This window comes from Pantoea sp. SGAir0180, assembly GCF_043546245.1.
Genome location: NZ_CP028071.1, coordinates 3,526,327 through 3,544,950, shown reverse-complemented (window position 1 = coordinate 3,544,950; position 18,624 = coordinate 3,526,327). Strand labels below are relative to the sequence as shown.

The 18,624-nt window shown below is 53.5% G+C and carries 9 protein-coding genes, 1 tRNA gene, 3 rRNA genes and 1 pseudogene; 10 read left to right on the top strand and 4 right to left on the bottom strand.

Going from position 1 to position 18,624, the window contains the following annotated elements; all coding sequences use genetic code 11:
* Positions 1–7: 7 nt before the first annotated feature.
* Positions 8–1,288: a phosphoribosylamine--glycine ligase gene (gene purD / locus C1N58_RS16625; RefSeq protein WP_039343270.1), complete on the bottom strand. Its 1,281-nt coding sequence runs from the start codon at positions 1,286–1,288 to the stop codon at positions 8–10.
* A 16-nt stretch (positions 1,289–1,304) separates the two neighbouring features.
* A complete protein-coding gene (gene purH / locus C1N58_RS16620) occupies positions 1,305–2,894 on the bottom strand; it encodes a bifunctional phosphoribosylaminoimidazolecarboxamide formyltransferase/IMP cyclohydrolase (RefSeq protein WP_394564351.1) in 1,590 nt (529 codons plus the stop codon).
* A gap of 632 nt (positions 2,895–3,526) precedes the next feature.
* Here purH and C1N58_RS16615 point away from each other — a divergent pair.
* The 4 genes from C1N58_RS16615 (at position 3,527) to rrf (ending at position 8,572) form a co-directional block, all read left to right on the top strand.
* Positions 3,527–5,068 (top strand): 16S ribosomal RNA (locus C1N58_RS16615).
* 92 nt (positions 5,069–5,160) lie between these two features.
* Positions 5,161–5,235, top strand: a tRNA-Glu gene (locus C1N58_RS16610).
* A gap of 213 nt (positions 5,236–5,448) precedes the next feature.
* A 23S ribosomal RNA gene (locus tag C1N58_RS16605) occupies positions 5,449–8,353 on the top strand.
* 103 nt (positions 8,354–8,456) lie between these two features.
* A 5S ribosomal RNA gene (gene rrf / locus C1N58_RS16600) occupies positions 8,457–8,572 on the top strand.
* The 16S, 23S and 5S rRNA genes sit together here with 1 tRNA gene alongside, the layout of an rRNA operon.
* 570 nt (positions 8,573–9,142) lie before the next feature.
* Here rrf and C1N58_RS16595 read toward each other — a convergent pair.
* The gene (locus tag C1N58_RS16595; protein WP_006122329.1) at positions 9,143–9,361 is read right to left on the bottom strand and encodes a YdgH/BhsA/McbA-like domain containing protein; all 219 of its coding nucleotides are present in this window, start codon (positions 9,359–9,361) and stop codon (positions 9,143–9,145) included.
* Positions 9,362–9,945: 584 nt separating this feature from the next.
* Between C1N58_RS16595 and C1N58_RS16590 the strand changes: the two genes are divergently transcribed.
* The 6 genes and pseudogenes from C1N58_RS16590 (at position 9,946) to aceK (ending at position 17,870) form a co-directional block, all read left to right on the top strand.
* Positions 9,946–11,016: an ABC transporter substrate-binding protein gene (locus C1N58_RS16590; RefSeq protein WP_394564350.1), complete on the top strand. Its 1,071-nt coding sequence runs from the start codon at positions 9,946–9,948 to the stop codon at positions 11,014–11,016.
* Positions 10,985–11,743, top strand: a pseudogene (locus C1N58_RS16585) (substrate-binding domain-containing protein). The gene C1N58_RS16590 and the pseudogene C1N58_RS16585 overlap by 32 nt, the downstream one beginning before the upstream one ends.
* Positions 11,744–11,881: 138 nt before the next feature.
* Complete coding sequence (gene metA, locus C1N58_RS16580; protein ID WP_033738928.1) at positions 11,882–12,811, top strand: homoserine O-acetyltransferase MetA; 930 nt, start codon at positions 11,882–11,884, stop codon at positions 12,809–12,811.
* A gap of 262 nt (positions 12,812–13,073) precedes the next feature.
* A complete protein-coding gene (aceB, locus tag C1N58_RS16575) occupies positions 13,074–14,672 on the top strand; it encodes a malate synthase A (RefSeq protein WP_394564349.1) in 1,599 nt (532 codons plus the stop codon).
* Between the two features lie 17 nt (positions 14,673–14,689).
* Positions 14,690–15,991, top strand: coding sequence for an isocitrate lyase (gene aceA, locus C1N58_RS16570; RefSeq protein WP_394550105.1), 1,302 nt, complete (start codon positions 14,690–14,692; stop codon positions 15,989–15,991).
* A gap of 58 nt (positions 15,992–16,049) precedes the next feature.
* Positions 16,050–17,870, top strand: a complete 1,821-nt coding sequence (aceK, locus tag C1N58_RS16565; RefSeq protein ID WP_394564348.1) for a bifunctional isocitrate dehydrogenase kinase/phosphatase — start codon at positions 16,050–16,052, stop codon at positions 17,868–17,870.
* On the opposite strand, the gene uxuR is transcribed toward aceK, so the two are convergent.
* A complete protein-coding gene (uxuR, locus tag C1N58_RS16560; RefSeq protein ID WP_394564347.1) occupies positions 17,828–18,598 on the bottom strand; it encodes a Uxu operon transcriptional regulator in 771 nt (256 codons plus the stop codon). The two genes, aceK and uxuR, sit on opposite strands and share 43 nt — an antisense overlap.
* Positions 18,599–18,624 lie beyond the last annotated feature (26 nt).

Sequence of the window (18,624 nt, the reverse complement as noted above, 5' to 3'; positions counted from 1 at the left end):
GTCATCGTTACTGGCGACCAATGGCGCGATAGCCGATATCGCGGCGGCAGAAACTGCCTTGCCAGGAAATCGGCTGAGCAAGCGCATAAGCGCGCTTCTGCGCAGCGGCAACGTCATCGCCTAACGCGGTGACGCACAACACACGTCCACCGTTAGTCAGTACGCGGTCGCCTTCCAGGCGTGTACCGGCATGGAAAACTTTGCCGTCAGCCGCTTCTTCCTGTGGCAAACCGTGAATCTGTTCGCCGTTCGCGTAGGGGCCAGGGTAGCCGCCAGCCGCCAGCACCACGCCCAGCGAAGGGCGGGGATCCCATTGTGAGTCTTTTTGATCGAGCTTGCCTTCACAGGCAGCCAGACAGAGATCCACCAGATCCGATTGCAGGCGCAGCATAATGGGCTGCGTTTCCGGATCGCCGAAACGGCAGTTGAATTCGATCACTTTTGGCTGACCGGTCTTATCGATCATCAGCCCGGCATATAAGAAGCCTGTGTAAACATTCCCTTCTGCTGCCATGCCACGTACGGTTGGCCAGATGACCTGGTCCATGACGCGCTGGTGGATTTCATCCGTCACCACTGGTGCAGGAGAGTAAGCGCCCATACCGCCGGTGTTTGGTCCTGTATCCCCATCGCCGACGCGTTTGTGATCCTGACTGGTGGCCATCGGCAGGACATTCTCGCCATCGACCATCACGATAAAACTGGCTTCTTCACCGTCCAGGAACTCTTCGATCACAATACGGTGCCCGGCGTCACCAAAGGCGTTGCCCGCCAGCATATCCTGCACCGCGTTTTCGGCTTCCTGCAACGTCATGGCCACAATGACACCTTTACCGGCAGCCAGGCCATCGGCTTTGATGACAATGGGCGCCCCTTTTTCACGCAGGTAGGCCAGCGCAGGGGCGACCTCGGTGAAATTATGGTATTCGGCAGTGGGGATGTTGTGACGTGCAAGGAAGTCTTTCGTGAACGCTTTCGAACCTTCCAGCTGTGCGGCAGCCTGAGTCGGACCAAAGATTTTTAAGCCGGCGGCACGGAATGCATCAACCACGCCAATCACCAGCGGCGCTTCGGGTCCAACGATAGTGAGATCGATCTGTTCACGTTGCGCAAAGGCAAGTAATGCCGGGATATCTGTTGGGGAAATATCGACGTTCTGTAAAGCCGGTTCCAGCGCCGTACCTGCATTACCAGGGGCGACAAAAACGGCCGTTGCCAGCGGCGACTGGGCGGCTTTCCAGGCCAGGGCATGTTCACGTCCGCCGTTACCGATGATTAAAATTTTCATAAAACGCTCCACAGAATTAATGACGGAAGTGACGCATATCAGTAAAGATCATGGCAATACCGTGTTCATCGGCAGCTGCAATCACTTCGTCGTCGCGGATAGAGCCGCCTGGCTGAATGACACAGCTCACGCCCACGGCTGCAGCGGCATCAATACCATCACGGAATGGGAAGAACGCATCGGAAGCCATCGCAGAACCTTTAACTTCGAGACCTTCATCACCCGCTTTGATGCCCGCAATTTTGGCAGAATAGACGCGGCTCATCTGGCCCGCACCTATGCCAATAGTCATATTGTCGCGTGCATAGACAATGGCGTTGGACTTAACGAATTTAGCCACTTTCCAGCAGAACAGAGCATCACGCAGTTCCTGTTCAGAAGGCTGACGCTTGCTGACGACACGCAACTGGCTGGCATCGACCATCCCCAGATCGCGATCCTGAACCAGCAGACCACCATTCACCCGTTTGAAATCCAGCGCGGCGACACGGCCCTGCCATTCACCACATACCAGTACACGAACGTTTTGTTTCGCCGCCGTGATTTTCAGGGCCGCTTCGGTCGCCGAAGGGGCGATGATCACTTCAACAAACTGCCGGCTGATAATGGCCTGTGCGGTCGCCTCGTCCAGTTCACGGTTAAACGCAATAATACCGCCAAATGCAGAGGTAGGATCGGTCTGGTAAGCGCGCTCGTAAGCCGCCAGAATGGACTCGCCGACGGCCACGCCGCAAGGATTAGCATGCTTTACAATGACGCACGCGGGCTCAGCGAATTCTTTTACGCACTCCAGTGCTGCATCGGTATCCGCAATGTTGTTATAAGACAGTGCTTTGCCCTGCACCTGCTCGGCGGTAGCGACAGAGGCCTCCTGTACATTTTCTTCTATATAGAAGGCGGCATCCTGATGGCTGTTCTCGCCATAACGCATATCCTGCTTTTTAACGAAGTTAAGATTGAGGGTGCGTGGGAAGCGTCCTGCCGGCTGCTCAGTTTCACCATGGTAGGCGGGAACCATGCTACCGAAGTAGTTGGCAATCATGCTGTCGTACGCAGCGGTGTGTTCAAACGCTTTGATCGCCAGGTCAAAACGGGTTTCCAGCGTCAGTGAGTTTTGGTTGGCGTCCAGCTCGGCGATGATGGCCGGGTAGTCGCTGCTCTTTACCACAATCGCCACATCTTTGTGGTTCTTGGCCGCCGAGCGCACCATGGTTGGGCCACCAATATCAATGTTCTCTATGGCATCTTCCAGTGAGCAGTCTGGCTTCGCAACGGTTTGTGCAAAGGGATAAAGATTAACGACCACCATATCGATAGGGTTGATAGCGTGCTGCGCCATTACCGCATCATCTTGTCCGCGACGTCCCAGAATGCCGCCATGGACCTTCGGGTGCAGCGTTTTAACGCGTCCATCCATCATTTCCGGGAAACCGGTATAGTCAGACACTTCGATGACGGGGAGCCCTGCCTCTGCCAGCAGACGTGCGGTGCCGCCTGTAGAGAGCAGCTCAACACCACGTTGGGAGAGTGCCTGAGCAAATTCGAGGATGCCGGCTTTATCAGAAACACTGAGCAGGGCGCGGCGTAAAGGACGAGGTTGTTGCATGGTGGTTTTATCCCTTGGCTTTGATTCGCGTAAATAAGAGCGTTACATCAAGTTTGCGAGCTTTCTTCCTCTTCATAGAGAAGTGAAAACGCGAAAACTTCAGGTAACGCCCCGAAAAGGGGCATCCATAGCGTTGCGGGGGCATTGTAGCGAAAACGTTTGCGTGATGCTCGTCTAAATTTGTACGTAACAGGAATGTGGATAACTTTGTGTGTAACTGCGTATAAGGCGGGCTTTTGCTGTGGAATGCAGCGAACAGTCATTTTTATTGAATTTAGCCCTTGTCAGCCCGCGAGAACTCCCTATAATGCGCCTCCATCGACACGGCACAACGGCTTACGGAATGCGGTGTTGAGAGGGTCAGGCAACTGAGCCGCCGGAGAAAAACTTCTGAAAAAGAGGTTGACTCTGAAGGAGGAAAGCGTAATATACGCCACCTCGCAACAGACGGTTAACCCGCTGGTTGCACTGCTCTTTAACAATTTATCAGACAATCTGTGTGGGCACTCGCAGGATTGATATCCGCGTCTCCGGACGCAAAAAATATCAAGTCTTAAGAGTGAACACGTAGTGAAATTCATTACGACGTTTTCCTTGAGCATCGCTGCACTGGTTGCAGCAAATCAAACTTTAAATTGAAGAGTTTGATCATGGCTCAGATTGAACGCTGGCGGCAGGCCTAACACATGCAAGTCGGACGGTAGCACAGGGGAGCTTGCTCCTCGGGTGACGAGTGGCGGACGGGTGAGTAATGTCTGGGAAACTGCCCGATGGAGGGGGATAACTACTGGAAACGGTAGCTAATACCGCATAACGTCGCAAGACCAAAGTGGGGGACCTCCGGGCCTCACACCATCGGATGTGCCCAGATGGGATTAGCTTGTAGGCGGGGTAACGGCCCACCTAGGCGACGATCCCTAGCTGGTCTGAGAGGATGACCAGCCACACTGGAACTGAGACACGGTCCAGACTCCTACGGGAGGCAGCAGTGGGGAATATTGCACAATGGGCGCAAGCCTGATGCAGCCATGCCGCGTGTATGAAGAAGGCCTTCGGGTTGTAAAGTACTTTCAGCGGGGAGGAAGGTGTTGAGGTTAATAACCTCATCAATTGACGTTACCCGCAGAAGAAGCACCGGCTAACTCCGTGCCAGCAGCCGCGGTAATACGGAGGGTGCAAGCGTTAATCGGAATTACTGGGCGTAAAGCGCACGCAGGCGGTCTGTTAAGTCAGATGTGAAATCCCCGGGCTTAACCTGGGAACTGCATTTGAAACTGGCAGGCTTGAGTCTCGTAGAGGGGGGTAGAATTCCAGGTGTAGCGGTGAAATGCGTAGAGATCTGGAGGAATACCGGTGGCGAAGGCGGCCCCCTGGACGAAGACTGACGCTCAGGTGCGAAAGCGTGGGGAGCAAACAGGATTAGATACCCTGGTAGTCCACGCCGTAAACGATGTCGACTTGGAGGTTGTTCCCTTGAGGAGTGGCTTCCGGAGCTAACGCGTTAAGTCGACCGCCTGGGGAGTACGGCCGCAAGGTTAAAACTCAAATGAATTGACGGGGGCCCGCACAAGCGGTGGAGCATGTGGTTTAATTCGATGCAACGCGAAGAACCTTACCTACTCTTGACATCCAGCGAACTTTCCAGAGATGGATTGGTGCCTTCGGGAACGCTGAGACAGGTGCTGCATGGCTGTCGTCAGCTCGTGTTGTGAAATGTTGGGTTAAGTCCCGCAACGAGCGCAACCCTTATCCTTTGTTGCCAGCGATTCGGTCGGGAACTCAAAGGAGACTGCCGGTGATAAACCGGAGGAAGGTGGGGATGACGTCAAGTCATCATGGCCCTTACGAGTAGGGCTACACACGTGCTACAATGGCGCATACAAAGAGAAGCGACCTCGCGAGAGCAAGCGGACCTCATAAAGTGCGTCGTAGTCCGGATCGGAGTCTGCAACTCGACTCCGTGAAGTCGGAATCGCTAGTAATCGTGGATCAGAATGCCACGGTGAATACGTTCCCGGGCCTTGTACACACCGCCCGTCACACCATGGGAGTGGGTTGCAAAAGAAGTAGGTAGCTTAACCTCCGGGAGGGCGCTTACCACTTTGTGATTCATGACTGGGGTGAAGTCGTAACAAGGTAACCGTAGGGGAACCTGCGGTTGGATCACCTCCTTACCTGAAGATACCTTCGTGCGAAGTGCTCACACAGATTGTCTGATAGAAAGCTGAAGAAGCAAGACGGCTGCGAAGCCGAGACACACGTACGTGTCCCCTTCGTCTAGCGGTTAGGACTCCGCCCTTTCACGGCGGCAACAGGGGTTCGAATCCCCTAGGGGACGCCACTTGCTTGGTGACAGGTGAAAGGTGTCTCCACAAAGTATCTCAAAACTGGCCTCAGGGTCACGTTTGAGATATTTGCTCTTTAACAATCCGGAACAAGCTGAAAATTTGAAACGACGCACGTCGTGTTCCTCCGTAATAAGGAACACAGCACGATGCGTTCGGGTCTCTCAAAAGCTCACGACACGCAAGCGCAAAACGCCTGTGGGTTGTGAGGTTAAGCGACCAAGCGTACACGGTGGATGCCCTGGCAGTCAGAGGCGATGAAGGGCGTGCTAATCTGCGATAAGCGCCGGTAAGGTGATATGAACCGCTACAACCGGCGATACCCGAATGGGGAAACCCAGTGTGACTCGTCACACTATCATGCAGTGAATACATAGCGGCATGAGGCGAACCGGGGGAACTGAAACATCTAAGTACCCCGAGGAAAAGAAATCAACCGAGATTCCCCAGTAGCGGCGAGCGAACGGGGAGGAGCCCAGAACCTGCATCAGCTTGTGCATCAGTGGAAGCGTCTGGAAAGTCGCAGGGTACAGGGTGATACTCCCGTACACAAAGGTGCACAGGCTGTGAGTTCGATGAGTAAGGCGGGACACGTGGTATCCTGTCTGAATATGGGGGGACCATCCTCCAAGGCTAAATACTCCTGACTGACCGATAGTGAACCAGTACCGTGAGGGAAAGGCGAAAAGAACCCCGGCGAGGGGAGTGAAACAGAACCTGAAACCGTGTACGTACAAGCAGTGGGAGCACCTTCGTGGTGTGACTGCGTACCTTTTGTATAATGGGTCAGCGACTTATATTCTGTAGCAAGGTTAACCGTATAGGGGAGCCGCAGGGAAACCGAGTCTTAACTGGGCGTTAAGTTGCAGGGTATAGACCCGAAACCCGGTGATCTAGCCATGGGCAGGTTGAAGGTTGGGTAACACTAACTGGAGGACCGAACCGACTAATGTTGAAAAATTAGCGGATGACCTGTGGCTGGGGGTGAAAGGCCAATCAAACCGGGAGATAGCTGGTTCTCCCCGAAAGCTATTTAGGTAGCGCCTCGTGAACTCATCTCCGGGGGTAGAGCACTGTTTCGGCTAGGGGGCCATCCCGGCTTACCAACCCGATGCAAACTGCGAATACCGGAGAATGTTATCACGGGAGACACACGGCGGGTGCTAACGTCCGTCGTGAAGAGGGAAACAACCCAGACCGCCAGCTAAGGTCCCAAAGTCATGGTTAAGTGGGAAACGATGTGGGAAGGCACAGACAGCCAGGATGTTGGCTTAGAAGCAGCCATCATTTAAAGAAAGCGTAATAGCTCACTGGTCGAGTCGGCCTGCGCGGAAGATGTAACGGGGCTAAACCATGCACCGAAGCTGCGGCAGCGACGCGTAAGCGTTGCTGGGTAGGGGAGCGTTCTGTAAGCCGCTGAAGGTGTGCTGTGAGGCATGCTGGAGGTATCAGAAGTGCGAATGCTGACATAAGTAACGATAAACAAGGTGAAAAACCTTGTCGCCGGAAGACCAAGGGTTCCTGTTCAACGTTAATCGGAGCAGGGTGAGTCGACCCCTAAGGCGAGGCCGAAAGGCGTAGTCGATGGGAAACAGGTTAATATTCCTGTACTTGGTGTTACTGCGAAGGGGGGACGGAGAAGGCTATATCGGCCGGGCGACGGTTGTCCCGGTTTAAGCGTGTAGGTGTGTGCGCCAGGCAAATCCGGTGCACTTTACACTGAGGCGTGACGACGAGGCACCACGGTGCTGAAGTGATAAATGCCCTGCTTCCAGGAAAAGCCTCTAAGCATCAGGTAACACGAAATCGTACCCCAAACCGACACAGGTGGTCAGGTAGAGAATACCCAGGCGCTTGAGAGAACTCGGGTGAAGGAACTAGGCAAAATGGTGCCGTAACTTCGGGAGAAGGCACGCTGGCGCGTAGGTGAGGGGACTTGCTCCCGGAGCCGAGGCCAGTCGAAGATACCAGCTGGCTGCAACTGTTTATTAAAAACACAGCACTGTGCAAACACGAAAGTGGACGTATACGGTGTGACGCCTGCCCGGTGCCGGAAGGTTAATTGATGGGGTTATCCGTAAGGAGAAGCTCTTGATCGAAGCCCCGGTAAACGGCGGCCGTAACTATAACGGTCCTAAGGTAGCGAAATTCCTTGTCGGGTAAGTTCCGACCTGCACGAATGGCGTAATGATGGCCAGGCTGTCTCCACCCGAGACTCAGTGAAATTGAAATCGCTGTGAAGATGCAGTGTACCCGCGGCAAGACGGAAAGACCCCGTGAACCTTTACTACAGCTTGACACTGAACACTGAGCCTTGATGTGTAGGATAGGTGGGAGGCTTTGAAGCGTGGACGCCAGTCTGCGTGGAGCCGTCCTTGAAATACCACCCTTTAATGTTTGGTGTTCTAACGTGGGCCCGTGATCCGGGCTGCGGACAGTGTCTGGTGGGTAGTTTGACTGGGGCGGTCTCCTCCCAAAGCGTAACGGAGGAGCACGAAGGTTGGCTAATCCTGGTCGGACATCAGGAGGTTAGTGCAATGGCATAAGCCAGCTTGACTGCGAGAGTGACGGCTCGAGCAGGTGCGAAAGCAGGTCATAGTGATCCGGTGGTTCTGAATGGAAGGGCCATCGCTCAACGGATAAAAGGTACTCCGGGGATAACAGGCTGATACCGCCCAAGAGTTCATATCGACGGCGGTGTTTGGCACCTCGATGTCGGCTCATCACATCCTGGGGCTGAAGTAGGTCCCAAGGGTACGGCTGTTCGCCGTTTAAAGTGGTACGCGAGCTGGGTTTAGAACGTCGTGAGACAGTTCGGTCCCTATCTGCCGTGGGCGCTGGAGAATTGAGGGGGGTTGCTCCTAGTACGAGAGGACCGGAGTGAACGCACCGCTGGTGTCCGGGTTGTCACGCCAGTGGCACTGCCCGGTAGCTAAGTGCGGAAAAGATAAGTGCTGAAAGCATCTAAGCACGAAACTTGCCCCGAGATGAGTTCTCCCTGAGGCTTCGGGCCTCCTGAAGGGACGTTGAAGACGACGACGTTGATAGGCCGGGTGTGTAAGCGCAGCGATGCGTTGAGCTTACCGGTACTAATGACCCGTGAGGCTTAACCTTACAACGCCAGAGGCGTTTTGGGTTGAGAGACAGAAGAATTTTCAGCCTTGTTTACCGGATAACGCCGTGCGGCCCGAGAGGGCGGTGCGGCAGACAGAATCTGCCTGGCGGCTGTAGCGCGGTGGTCCCACCTGACCCCATGCCGAACTCAGAAGTGAAACGCCGTAGCGCCGATGGTAGTGTGGGGTCTCCCCATGCGAGAGTAGGGAACTGCCAGGCATCAATCAGGTGAAGAAGCCCCGTACGGAAGTACGGGGCTTTTTTACGTCCGTCGTCCGGGGAGGGCGGGGCCTGCCGGACCTCTGCGGGCTTCACAGATCTTTGTTGCTGCCTGACCGGGCGCGCGGAACCGTTATGCCGGAACCCTCCGTCGACTGTCAGCCCATTCTCATCCCGTTTATAGCAACGCGATGAAACGATGGCTTATGACGTATTTCCGCCTCCTTTCCTGAATATAAATAATGTCGTGAAACAGGGTAAGCCTGCCATCATCCCGACGTTATGACATCCGATCTCTTTCAATATCAAAACCAGTAAATCAAACGAACGCGTCACCCCTGCCGTGATCCAAGAAACGGTTATGTCTGTGCTTAACGTGACTTTGGGCGCATTCGTTTTACTGGAAGAAAAGATGGGACGTACAGGGGCTAAATACTGGTGATTTAATTACGTGTTAATGCAGGGAAATATACGTCGGCACGGTAAGATATGAATAAAAAAGTTTGAAAAGCCGGTAATTAAAGCGCCGGGAGGCGTTTTAAAACCGGCTTTTTATTTCACTTACTGACATTATTTATATAATTCAGCGGTGACGTGTGCGTAGTTATTCGTGTCAGCACTAATCACTTTAAAATGCTCGCCCTGCTGTTTAGCCTGTCTGGCGATTTTAGAAACCGCGCCATCCAGCGTTAACGAGGTGGCAGAGACCGTTTCTGCGGCGAAACAACCAAAAGACATCAGTGTCAATGCTACAGCCGCAGCGGCTGATGATACTTTATTGATTTTCATAACATTACCCCTTGATTCCGGTTGATGAAGGAGTCTGTCTGGCTCCGTTAAAATCAAATTAGCAAAAGGAACGCGATCTAAAATTAACGTCGTGTGCTCTAATTAATATCAAGCTGATAAGATTAATTGCAGTGTGTAAAAGTGAATATCATCAGGTTAACTGTGTAGGGATTTAATACGGAAATAACATATTTCAACAATGGGGACGTTATTTTGAACTGACATTTTCAGGCCCTAATCATAAGTAAACAGGTTAAATGCACCAGGATAAAGCGTATTTGCTGAGTACGCACTAATCCTGCCGATTTATTCTCATCTTTTGTAGTTTGTCTCAGCTAAAAACATGCCCTCTTAAGTGGATATCAGCATGCAGAGCGATGTCAGGGCATACGCGCATTTCAAGGTCAGCAAACCGAACCAATGGGCTGGCGCTGTCTGTCAGGCGCGCCCTGCATCGAAAATGCCACGACACCGACAGTCATCCCTGCCACGCAGACCCGTGTCAACGACAGGCGCATCCACTGTTTACCTTGTCGCGGTGCATCGCTATATAATCAAATACATTACGCTACAGGGGACCTTCATTGAAAATCAGACCGAATCACCTCGTCTTTACAGGCTTACTTATCTTTACCGCATGGAACAGCTACGCCAGCCGCATCGTGACCGATCAGCTTGGTCGTAACGTTACAATCCCGGATCGGGTTGATCGCGTGGTTGTGCTTCAGCACCAGACGCTGAATCTTCTGGTGCAGTTAAATGCGACAGATAAAATTCTAGGGATACTGGCTAACTGGAAACAGCAGTTAGGGGACAATTACGCAACGCTGGTGCCTGAGCTGACGCATAAAGCAATGCTGGGTGATTTGACCCATGTTGATCTGGAAAAGCTAATTGCACTGCATCCACAGGTGGTATTCGTCACCAACTATGCGCCGAAAGAGATGATTGACCAGATCTCCGCACTGGGCATTCCTGTACTGGCGATTTCACTGCGTCACGATGACGCCGGGCAGCAGGGCGAAATTAATCCCAGTATGCAAAATGAAGATAAGGCCTACGATCTCGGGATAAAGGAAGGCATCACCCTGATAGGTGATGTGGTGAACAGGCAGCAGCAGGCCAAAGCTCTCATCTCAGCAGCCTTTGCGGGGCGTAAAGAGGTGACTGATCGTCTCCACGATCTCCCTGAACAGCAGCGTGTACGCGCCTATATGGCCAATCCCAGTCTGACGACATACGGTGCCGGGAAATATACGGGGCTGATGATGGCCCATGCTGGCGCACTGAACGTGGCAGCATCGACTATTCAGGGTTTCAGGCAGGTCAGCATGGAACAGGTGGTGGTCTGGAATCCGCAGGTAATTTTTGTGCAGAACCGCTATCCGCAGGTTGTTCAGGCGATTCAGCACGATCCGCTCTGGCAGACCATTGATGCTGTCAAACATCACCGTGTCTGGTTGATGCCTGACTATGCCAAGGCATGGGGCTATCCGATGCCAGAAGCCATAGGGTTAGGTGAACTGTGGATGGCGAAAAAACTCTATCCTGACAAATTTCGCGATGTGGATATGCAGCAGCGGGCCGACCGCTGGTATCGCCGCTTTTACCGGACCGCCTATCATGAAACCTCTCCAGATTCTGGCGGCCGGTAGTCTGCGCGATGTGTGGCCGGTGCTGGTTGCCGCGTTCAGCGCGGAATACGGCATAACGACACAAACACACTATGGCCCGGCTGGTTTACTGCGTCAGCGCATCGAACAGGGTGAAGTCGGTGACATGTTTGTTTCGGCCAACCTGCAGCATCCCACAAGCCTGTCGCGACAAGGTCTGGCAGAGGACACCGGTCATTTCATCGATAACAGGCTGTGTCTGACTGCCAGGCGGGAGGATGTCTCTGCAGAAGACGACTGGCTGTCATTACTGCAACGTGATGATTTACGGCTGGCAACCTCAACGCCCCTGTACGATCCCTCAGGGGATTACACGTGGCAGTTATTCGAAAACATTGAGCAGCGATATCCCGGTCAGGGCAGCCGAATCCGGAACAAAGCAAACGCCCTGGTTGGTGGCCCGGACAGTCTGCCTGTTCCTGTTGGCAGACTGGCAGCCTAGTGGCTCATTGATGAAGGCTACGCTGAACTCTTTATTGGCTATGCCAGTTATGCGCCCCGCCTGAGGCATCACCAGTCCCTTCTGGTGCTTAATATTCCCCCTGCTTACAACGTACGGGCGCAATACGGCTGGGCCACTCTTTCACCCTCCGCCATGCCGCTTGCCGCCTTCCTCCATACTGATGAGGCACAGCGTATTTTGCGGCGTTACGGTTTTTTGCCGCCGTATGGTTTCAGAAAGCCCGCACAAGGTAAAGCCTGTCTCTGAACCACCAGTGCGGGCTGTAACAGTGCCTTGAAACTTTTTCACCTGTCGATATGCAGACTCGACATTTAGCAAAAGAGCCGTTATCTTTGGCTGTCTGGATGTCTAAACGTATATATGGTTACAAGAGGTGATTAAGTCATGCCAATCAGGGTTCCCGATGAATTACCGGCAGTGAATTTTTTACGTAACGAAAATGTCTTCGTGATGACGTCGTCGCGCGCCAGTGTTCAGGAGATCCGCCCACTTAAAGTTCTGGTACTTAATCTGATGCCTAAAAAGATTGAGACCGAAAACCAGTTCCTGCGCTTGCTCTCTAACTCACCTTTGCAGATTGATGTCCAGTTGCTGCGTATCGACAGCCGTGAATCGCGTAACACACCCAGCGATCACCTTAATAATTTCTACCGTAACTTTGAGGATATCCAGCACGATAACTATGATGGCTTAATCGTTACAGGTGCGCCGCTGGGCCTGGTTGAATTTAACGATGTCGCCTACTGGCCCCAGATACAGCAGGTGCTGGCGTGGGCGAAAGATCATGTTACCTCGACCCTGTTTGTCTGTTGGGCTGTACAGGCAGCACTGAATATTTTGTATGGTATTCCTAAACAAACCCGACAGACGAAACTTGCAGGCGTATTTGAACATCAGATTCTCCATCCCCATGCCTTACTGACGCGGGGATTCGATGATAATTTTCTCGCTCCGCATTCGCGTTATGCGGATTTCCCCACTCAGCTGATCACCGATTACACCGATCTGGAATTATTTGCTGAATCGGAACAAACCGGTGCCTACCTGATGGCAAGCAAGGACAAGAGGCTGGTGTTCGTTACGGGTCACCCGGAATATGATGCGTTAACACTGGCGGGAGAGTTTCAGCGCGACTATGACGCAGGGCTGAACCCTGACGTGCCGTACAATTACTTCCCCCACGATGATCCGCAGCGTCATCCACGCGCCACATGGCGTAGCCATGGAAACCTGTTGTTTTCAAACTGGCTGAACTATTACGTCTATCAAATTACGCCGTTTGATCTGCGCCATATGAATCCGACGCTGGAATAAGCGCACTTTCATTACAACTGAACCGTGTTAGCTGGCTGGCAACACGGTTTTTTTTCATCCTTAAAAAGCTTTGAAAGGCATTACCTAAAGGAAAGTAAAAATAAAACCATAAATTTCAATGATATAAATATAATATTTAATTAAAATGGAAATAGTTTTTGATTTTAAATTTAAAATACATATGCTCTGATCCTGTAGCTCACTAATCACCCTATTTGTGGATCGACCATGTTGATCTGCCTGTAAACAGGAGAGAGCAAGCATGACAGACTCAGTTATTACCCACGAATTACACTTCCAGAAGCCCTTTTATCATCTTGAAAAACAGCTTCTTACTGAAGAGGCCGTCGCGTTTTTACAGGATCTGGTTATCCGTTTTGCTCCCCAACGCGATACGTTATTAGCGGCGCGACAGGCACGACAAAAAAAGTACGATGCCGGGTCGTTACCTCATTTCGAAATGGAAACGGCTTCCATCAGAGAGCGAGAATGGACGATTCGCGGTATTCCCTCGGATTTACGGGATCGTCGCGTGGAGATTACCGGACCGCCGGATCGCAAAATGGTAATTAATGCCCTGAATGCGAACGTAAAAGTATTTATGGCTGACTTTGAGGATTCCCTGGCACCGACCTGGGAAAAGCTGATGGAAGGGCAGCAAACCCTGCGTGAAGCCGTGGCTGGCACATTGTCTCATACCAGCGAGACAGGCAAGATCTACCAGCTTCGCGCCGATCCGGCTGTCCTGATGTGTCGGGTACGCGGGCTGCATCTGTCAGAGAAACATGTCAGATGGCAGGGCAATGCCATTCCCGGCGGCCTGTTTGATTTTGCACTCTACTTTTTTCATAACGCCACGAATCTCCTGGCGAAAGGTAGCGGTCCCTATTTTTATCTGCCTAAAACGGAAAGCTGGCAGGAAGCGGCCTGGTGGCGAGAGATCTTTAGCTTCGCTGAGGATCGTTTTGATCTGGCGCGAGGCACAATTAAAGCCACAGTCTTAATTGAAACGCTGCCCGCCGTGTTTCAGATGGACGAGATTCTGTGGAATCTGCGCGATCATATCGTAGGCCTGAACTGCGGGCGCTGGGATTACATTTTCAGCTACATCAAAACATTACGGGAACATGAAGATCGGGTTCTCCCTGATCGTCAGTCCGTGACCATGGCTCAGCCTTTTCTGGATGCTTACTCGCGGTTGCTGGTTAAAACGTGTCATCGCCGCGGTGCCTTTGCTATGGGCGGTATGTCAGCGCTTATTCCAAGTAAAGACAGCGCACGTAATCAGTGGGTGTTGCAGCGCGTCAGGGAAGACAAGCAGCGCGAAGCCAGTAACGGACATGATGGCACCTGGATCGCACATCCAGGCCTGGCCGATACCGCAATGGCGGTGTTTAACCAGGCGCTGGGCGATCACCCCAATCAGCTTCATGTTCTGCGCCACGAAGACGCTCCGGTGCAGGCCGAACAGCTTCTGGCGCCCTGCGAAGGCGATCGAACGGAAGCAGGGATGCGCGCCAATATCCGTGTGGCATTGCAATACCTCGAAGCCTGGATTAGCGGCAACGGCTGCGTTCCTATTGACGGCCTGATGGAAGATGCCGCCACCGCCGAAATCGCCCGTACCTCTATCTGGCAATGGATCCATCACAAGAAAACCCTGCGCGATGGGCAGCAGGTCACGGCGTCGCTGTTTCAGCAGTTGCTCAACGATGAGTTGCACACGCTGCAGATGAATCTGGGTGATAAGACGTTCAGTTCAGGTCGTTATGAGGAAGCAGCGCGATTAATGGCGCAAATCACTACCGAAAACGAACTGGTTCCTTTTCTTACTCTGCCGGGCTATCGCCTGCTTCCCTGACATAAGGAGTGGTTGCCATGACACGTACACAACAGATTCAGCAACTCGAACAAGACTGGCAGGAAACACGCTGGCAGGGAATTACCCGCCCTTACAGCGCACAAGATGTTATCTCGCTGCGCGGTTCAGTTCTGCCAGCCTGTACGCTGGCCGAGCGGGGTGCCGGTAAACTCTGGTCATTACTTAATGGCAGCGCGCGCAAAGGTTACGTCAATAGCCTCGGCGCTTTAACCGGCGGTCAGGCATTGCAGCAGGCCAAAGCCGGAATAGAAGCCATATACCTCTCTGGCTGGCAGGTAGCCGCCGATGCCAATCTGGCGGGGCAAATGTATCCCGATCAGTCGCTGTATCCGGTGAACTCGGTGCCTGAGGTTGTCACCCGGATTAATCAGACCTTTCAACGTGCCGATCAGATTCAATGGGCCAATGGCATTGAACCGGGCGACAGCCGCTTTATCGACTATTTTCTGCCCATCGTGGCGGATGCCGAAGCGGGCTTTGGTGGCGTGCTGAATGCCTTTGAACTGATGAAGGCGATGATCAGCGCAGGGGCAGCAGCGGTCCACTTTGAAGATCAACTTGCGGCCGTGAAGAAATGCGGCCACATGGGAGGCAAGGTACTTGTGCCTACCCAGGAGGCCGTACAGAAACTGGTTGCTGCACGCCTGGCCGCCGATGTGATGGGTGTTCCCACCATTCTGCTGGCGCGAACGGATGCCGATGCCGCTGACCTGATCACCTCTGACTGCGATGACTATGACCGTCCGTTTATCCGTGGCGATCGTACCGCGGAAGGCTTCTACCGCACTCATGCCGGCATCGAGCAGGCTATCAGCCGCGGTCTGGCTTATGCGCCTTATGCTGACGTGCTATGGTGTGAAACGTCGACGCCCGACCTGGCGATGGCGCAGCGCTTCGCCGAAGCCATCCATGCCCGCTTTCCCGGTAAACTGCTGGCTTACAACTGTTCGCCTTCGTTTAACTGGAAAAAGAACCTCGACGACAGCACCATCGCGGCCTTTCAGCAGGCGCTCAGTGAGATGGGCTATCGCTTCCAGTTCATTACCCTGGCCGGTATTCACAGCATGTGGTTCAACATGTTCGACCTGGCACAGGCTTATGCTCAGGGCGAAGGCATGCGTCACTATGTTGAAAAAGTCCAGCAACCAGAGTTCGCTGCCCGGGAGCGGGGGTACAGTTTTTCCTCGCATCAGCAGGAAGTGGGCACCGGCTATTTCGATCAGGTCACCACGATTATTCAGGGCGGTCAGTCCTCCGTTACGGCGCTGACCGGATCGACCGAAGAGCATCAGTTTTGAGTGAAGTCTGTGTCTTTCCCGCCCGGTAACGGTGGGCGGGCTTTTTCAGGAGTGGATTATGCCGCCACGTGAATCCCTAATCGCGCACACCATTCTGCAGGGCTTCGATGCGCAGTATGGCCGTTTTCTTGATATTACGGCGGGTGCTCAGCAGCGTTTTGAACAGGCTGAGTGGCTGGCCGTACAGCAGGCTATGAAGGCACGAATTCATCTTTATGACCACCATGTGGCGCTGGTTGCCGATCAACTGCGCGCACTGAACGGGGCGGCGCACTGGGACGATGCTTTTTGGCTGAAGATCAAAAACCACTATGAAACCCTGTTACCCGGTTATCCGCGTTATGAAATTGCTGAAAGCTTTTTCAATTCCGTTTACTGCCGGCTGCATGGTCACCATGCATTACAGCCGGAACGGTTATTTATCTTCAGCTCGCAACCGCCTGCGCCACAACGTCAGGTTTCGCGTCCACTGGCGCGAACCTATCGGCCCGATCGGGGCTGGCAAACACTGCTGCATGAGGTGCTACGCGATGTGCCTTTGACGCTGCCCTGGCAGGATCAGGCGCGCGATGAAGCCTGGATTGTACGCCATTTGCATGAGGCGTTCTCTTCCGCGCAACTGGCACAGGGCTGGCTGGACGTCTGTTGTGAGCTGTTTTACCGCAACAAAACCGCCTGGATCGTGGCTCGCCTGCATCTGCCCGACGCTATCCTGCCATGCCTGTTGCCGGTTCAGCGCAGCGAGCAAGGTGAATTGTGGATCGATACCTGCCTGACGGATGTGAACGAGGCCAGCATCGTGTTCGGCTTTGCCCGCGCGTACTTCATGGTTTATGCCCCATTACCCGGCGCGCTGGTCGCATGGCTGAAGCCTGTCTTACCGGGTAAAACGCTGGCAGAACGTTATATGGCCATCGGCTGCCAGAAACATGGCAAAACGGAAAGCTACCGGGAATATCTGCAGGCGCTGGAGCAAACGGATGCCGCCTTTGAGATTGCGCCAGGCATCCCTGGCATGGTGATGCTGGTCTTTACGCTGCCGGGCTTTGATCGGGTGTTCAAAGTCATCAAAGATCGCTTTGCCCCGCAAAAAGAGGTCACGGAAGAGCAGGTAAGGGCCTGCTATCAGCAGGTTAAAGAACATGACCGTGTGGGACGCATGGCTGACACGCAGGCCTTTGAACAGTTTGCGCTGCCGCTCGCACGCATTACGCCGGCACTGCTGGTGGCGTTCCAGAATACGATTGCCGGAAAAATGCGTATTGAAGGCGCTCGCCTGATCATCAGTCATCTGTGGCTGGAACGTCGTATGCAGCCGCTTAACCTTTTTCTGGCTGAGGCCAGCGACAGCCAACGTGCTCAGGCCATTGAAGAATATGGCAACGCGATCAAACAACTGGCTGCCGCTAATATCTTTCCCGGTGATATGCTGTTTAAAAATTTTGGCATCACCCGTCATGGACGCGTGGTGTTTTATGACTACGATGAGATTCGCCCGATGCAGGAACTCCATTTCCGTGACGTGCCTGCGGCGCGTTACGAGGAGGACGAGTTAAGCGCCGAGCCCTGGTACAGCGTTGGGCCAGATGATGTTTTTCCTGAAACCTTTCGTTATGCCCTGTGCAGTGAGCCGAAAGTCGGTGCGCTGCTCCAGCAACGGCATCCGGAAATTTTTGACGCGGGCTGGTGGCGCGCCCAGCAGCGGCGCATTGCGCAGGGGCATATTGAGGATGTTATTGCCTGGCAGCCCGCCCAGCGCTTCTGTGTGCGCTATGGCAGCAGGCTTGCACCGCGGCATAAAATCCCAGAGCACCCCGACCAGGAACGGGAACCGCTTCAGCCGTCACTCTTTGCCAGCGGCCAGGAGTCAAACAGATAACCATCAAAGTCGAGATCGTCCACGTTGGAAAATTCCAGTAAACGCTGCTTCACATTTTCCAGATGCTGCCACATAGCCAGCTTAGCGGCGCGGGCATCTTTTTTGATCAGCGCGGCAAGAATTTGCCGGTGATCGACCAGCCACGCTTTACGATATTGGGTATCGCCAAGATGACTGTGCAGCTGAATCCACATAGGGTTGTTTTCGCGCCACTGCCATGACTGGCGAAATACGTCGACCAGCATACTGTTATGCGTGGCTTCAGCGATGGCCAGATGAAAGTGCATATCACCTTTTTCCGGGTTTCCCAGCGAACACGAGGTAAGCTCGCGTTCTTCCAGCAGCAAAGCCTGACGCATTTTGATGATGTCCGCCCGTGTCGCCTGCAGGGCGGCAAACTCCGCGATATTGCTTTCCAGCAATTGTCGCGCCTGAAGCTGCTCAAACGGGCCGGCATCGTTGTGAAAGGAGGGATTTGCCTCACTAATACGGCATGGAGAGCTGTGCGCTGTGACGTAAATACCGGCTCCCCGTCTGACTTCGATCAGCCCTTCGATTTCCAGCATAATGAGCGCCTCGCGAACGACGGTGCGGCTGACGTTAAGCATGCCAGCCATTTCACGCTCGGGTGGCAGGCGCCCGTCCGGGCGATAGGGCGTTTCCACAATGCGCTGCCGGATTTTTGCGGCGACTTGCTGATAAGGACGTTGCTGAGAGACAGATCTCATAGTGATGCTCCCGTCAGATACCGTTG

Bases quoted from the DNA above. Each gene is read 5' to 3' on its own strand.
- purD (WP_039343270.1), bottom strand. From the start codon at position 1,288: ATGAAAATTTTAATCATCGGTAACGGCGGACGTGAACATGCCCTGGCC.
- C1N58_RS16595 (WP_006122329.1), bottom strand. From the start codon at position 9,361: ATGAAAATCAATAAAGTATCATCAGCCGCTGCGGCTGTAGCATTGACA.
- uxuR (WP_394564347.1), bottom strand. From the start codon at position 18,598: ATGAGATCTGTCTCTCAGCAACGTCCTTATCAGCAAGTCGCCGCAAAA.
- purH (WP_394564351.1), bottom strand. From the start codon at position 2,894: ATGCAACAACCTCGTCCTTTACGCCGCGCCCTGCTCAGTGTTTCTGAT.
- aceA (WP_394550105.1), top strand. From the start codon at position 14,690: ATGACACGTACACAACAGATTCAGCAACTCGAACAAGACTGGCAGGAA.
- aceK (WP_394564348.1), top strand. From the start codon at position 16,050: ATGCCGCCACGTGAATCCCTAATCGCGCACACCATTCTGCAGGGCTTC.
- aceB (WP_394564349.1), top strand. From the start codon at position 13,074: ATGACAGACTCAGTTATTACCCACGAATTACACTTCCAGAAGCCCTTT.
- metA (WP_033738928.1), top strand. From the start codon at position 11,882: ATGCCAATCAGGGTTCCCGATGAATTACCGGCAGTGAATTTTTTACGT.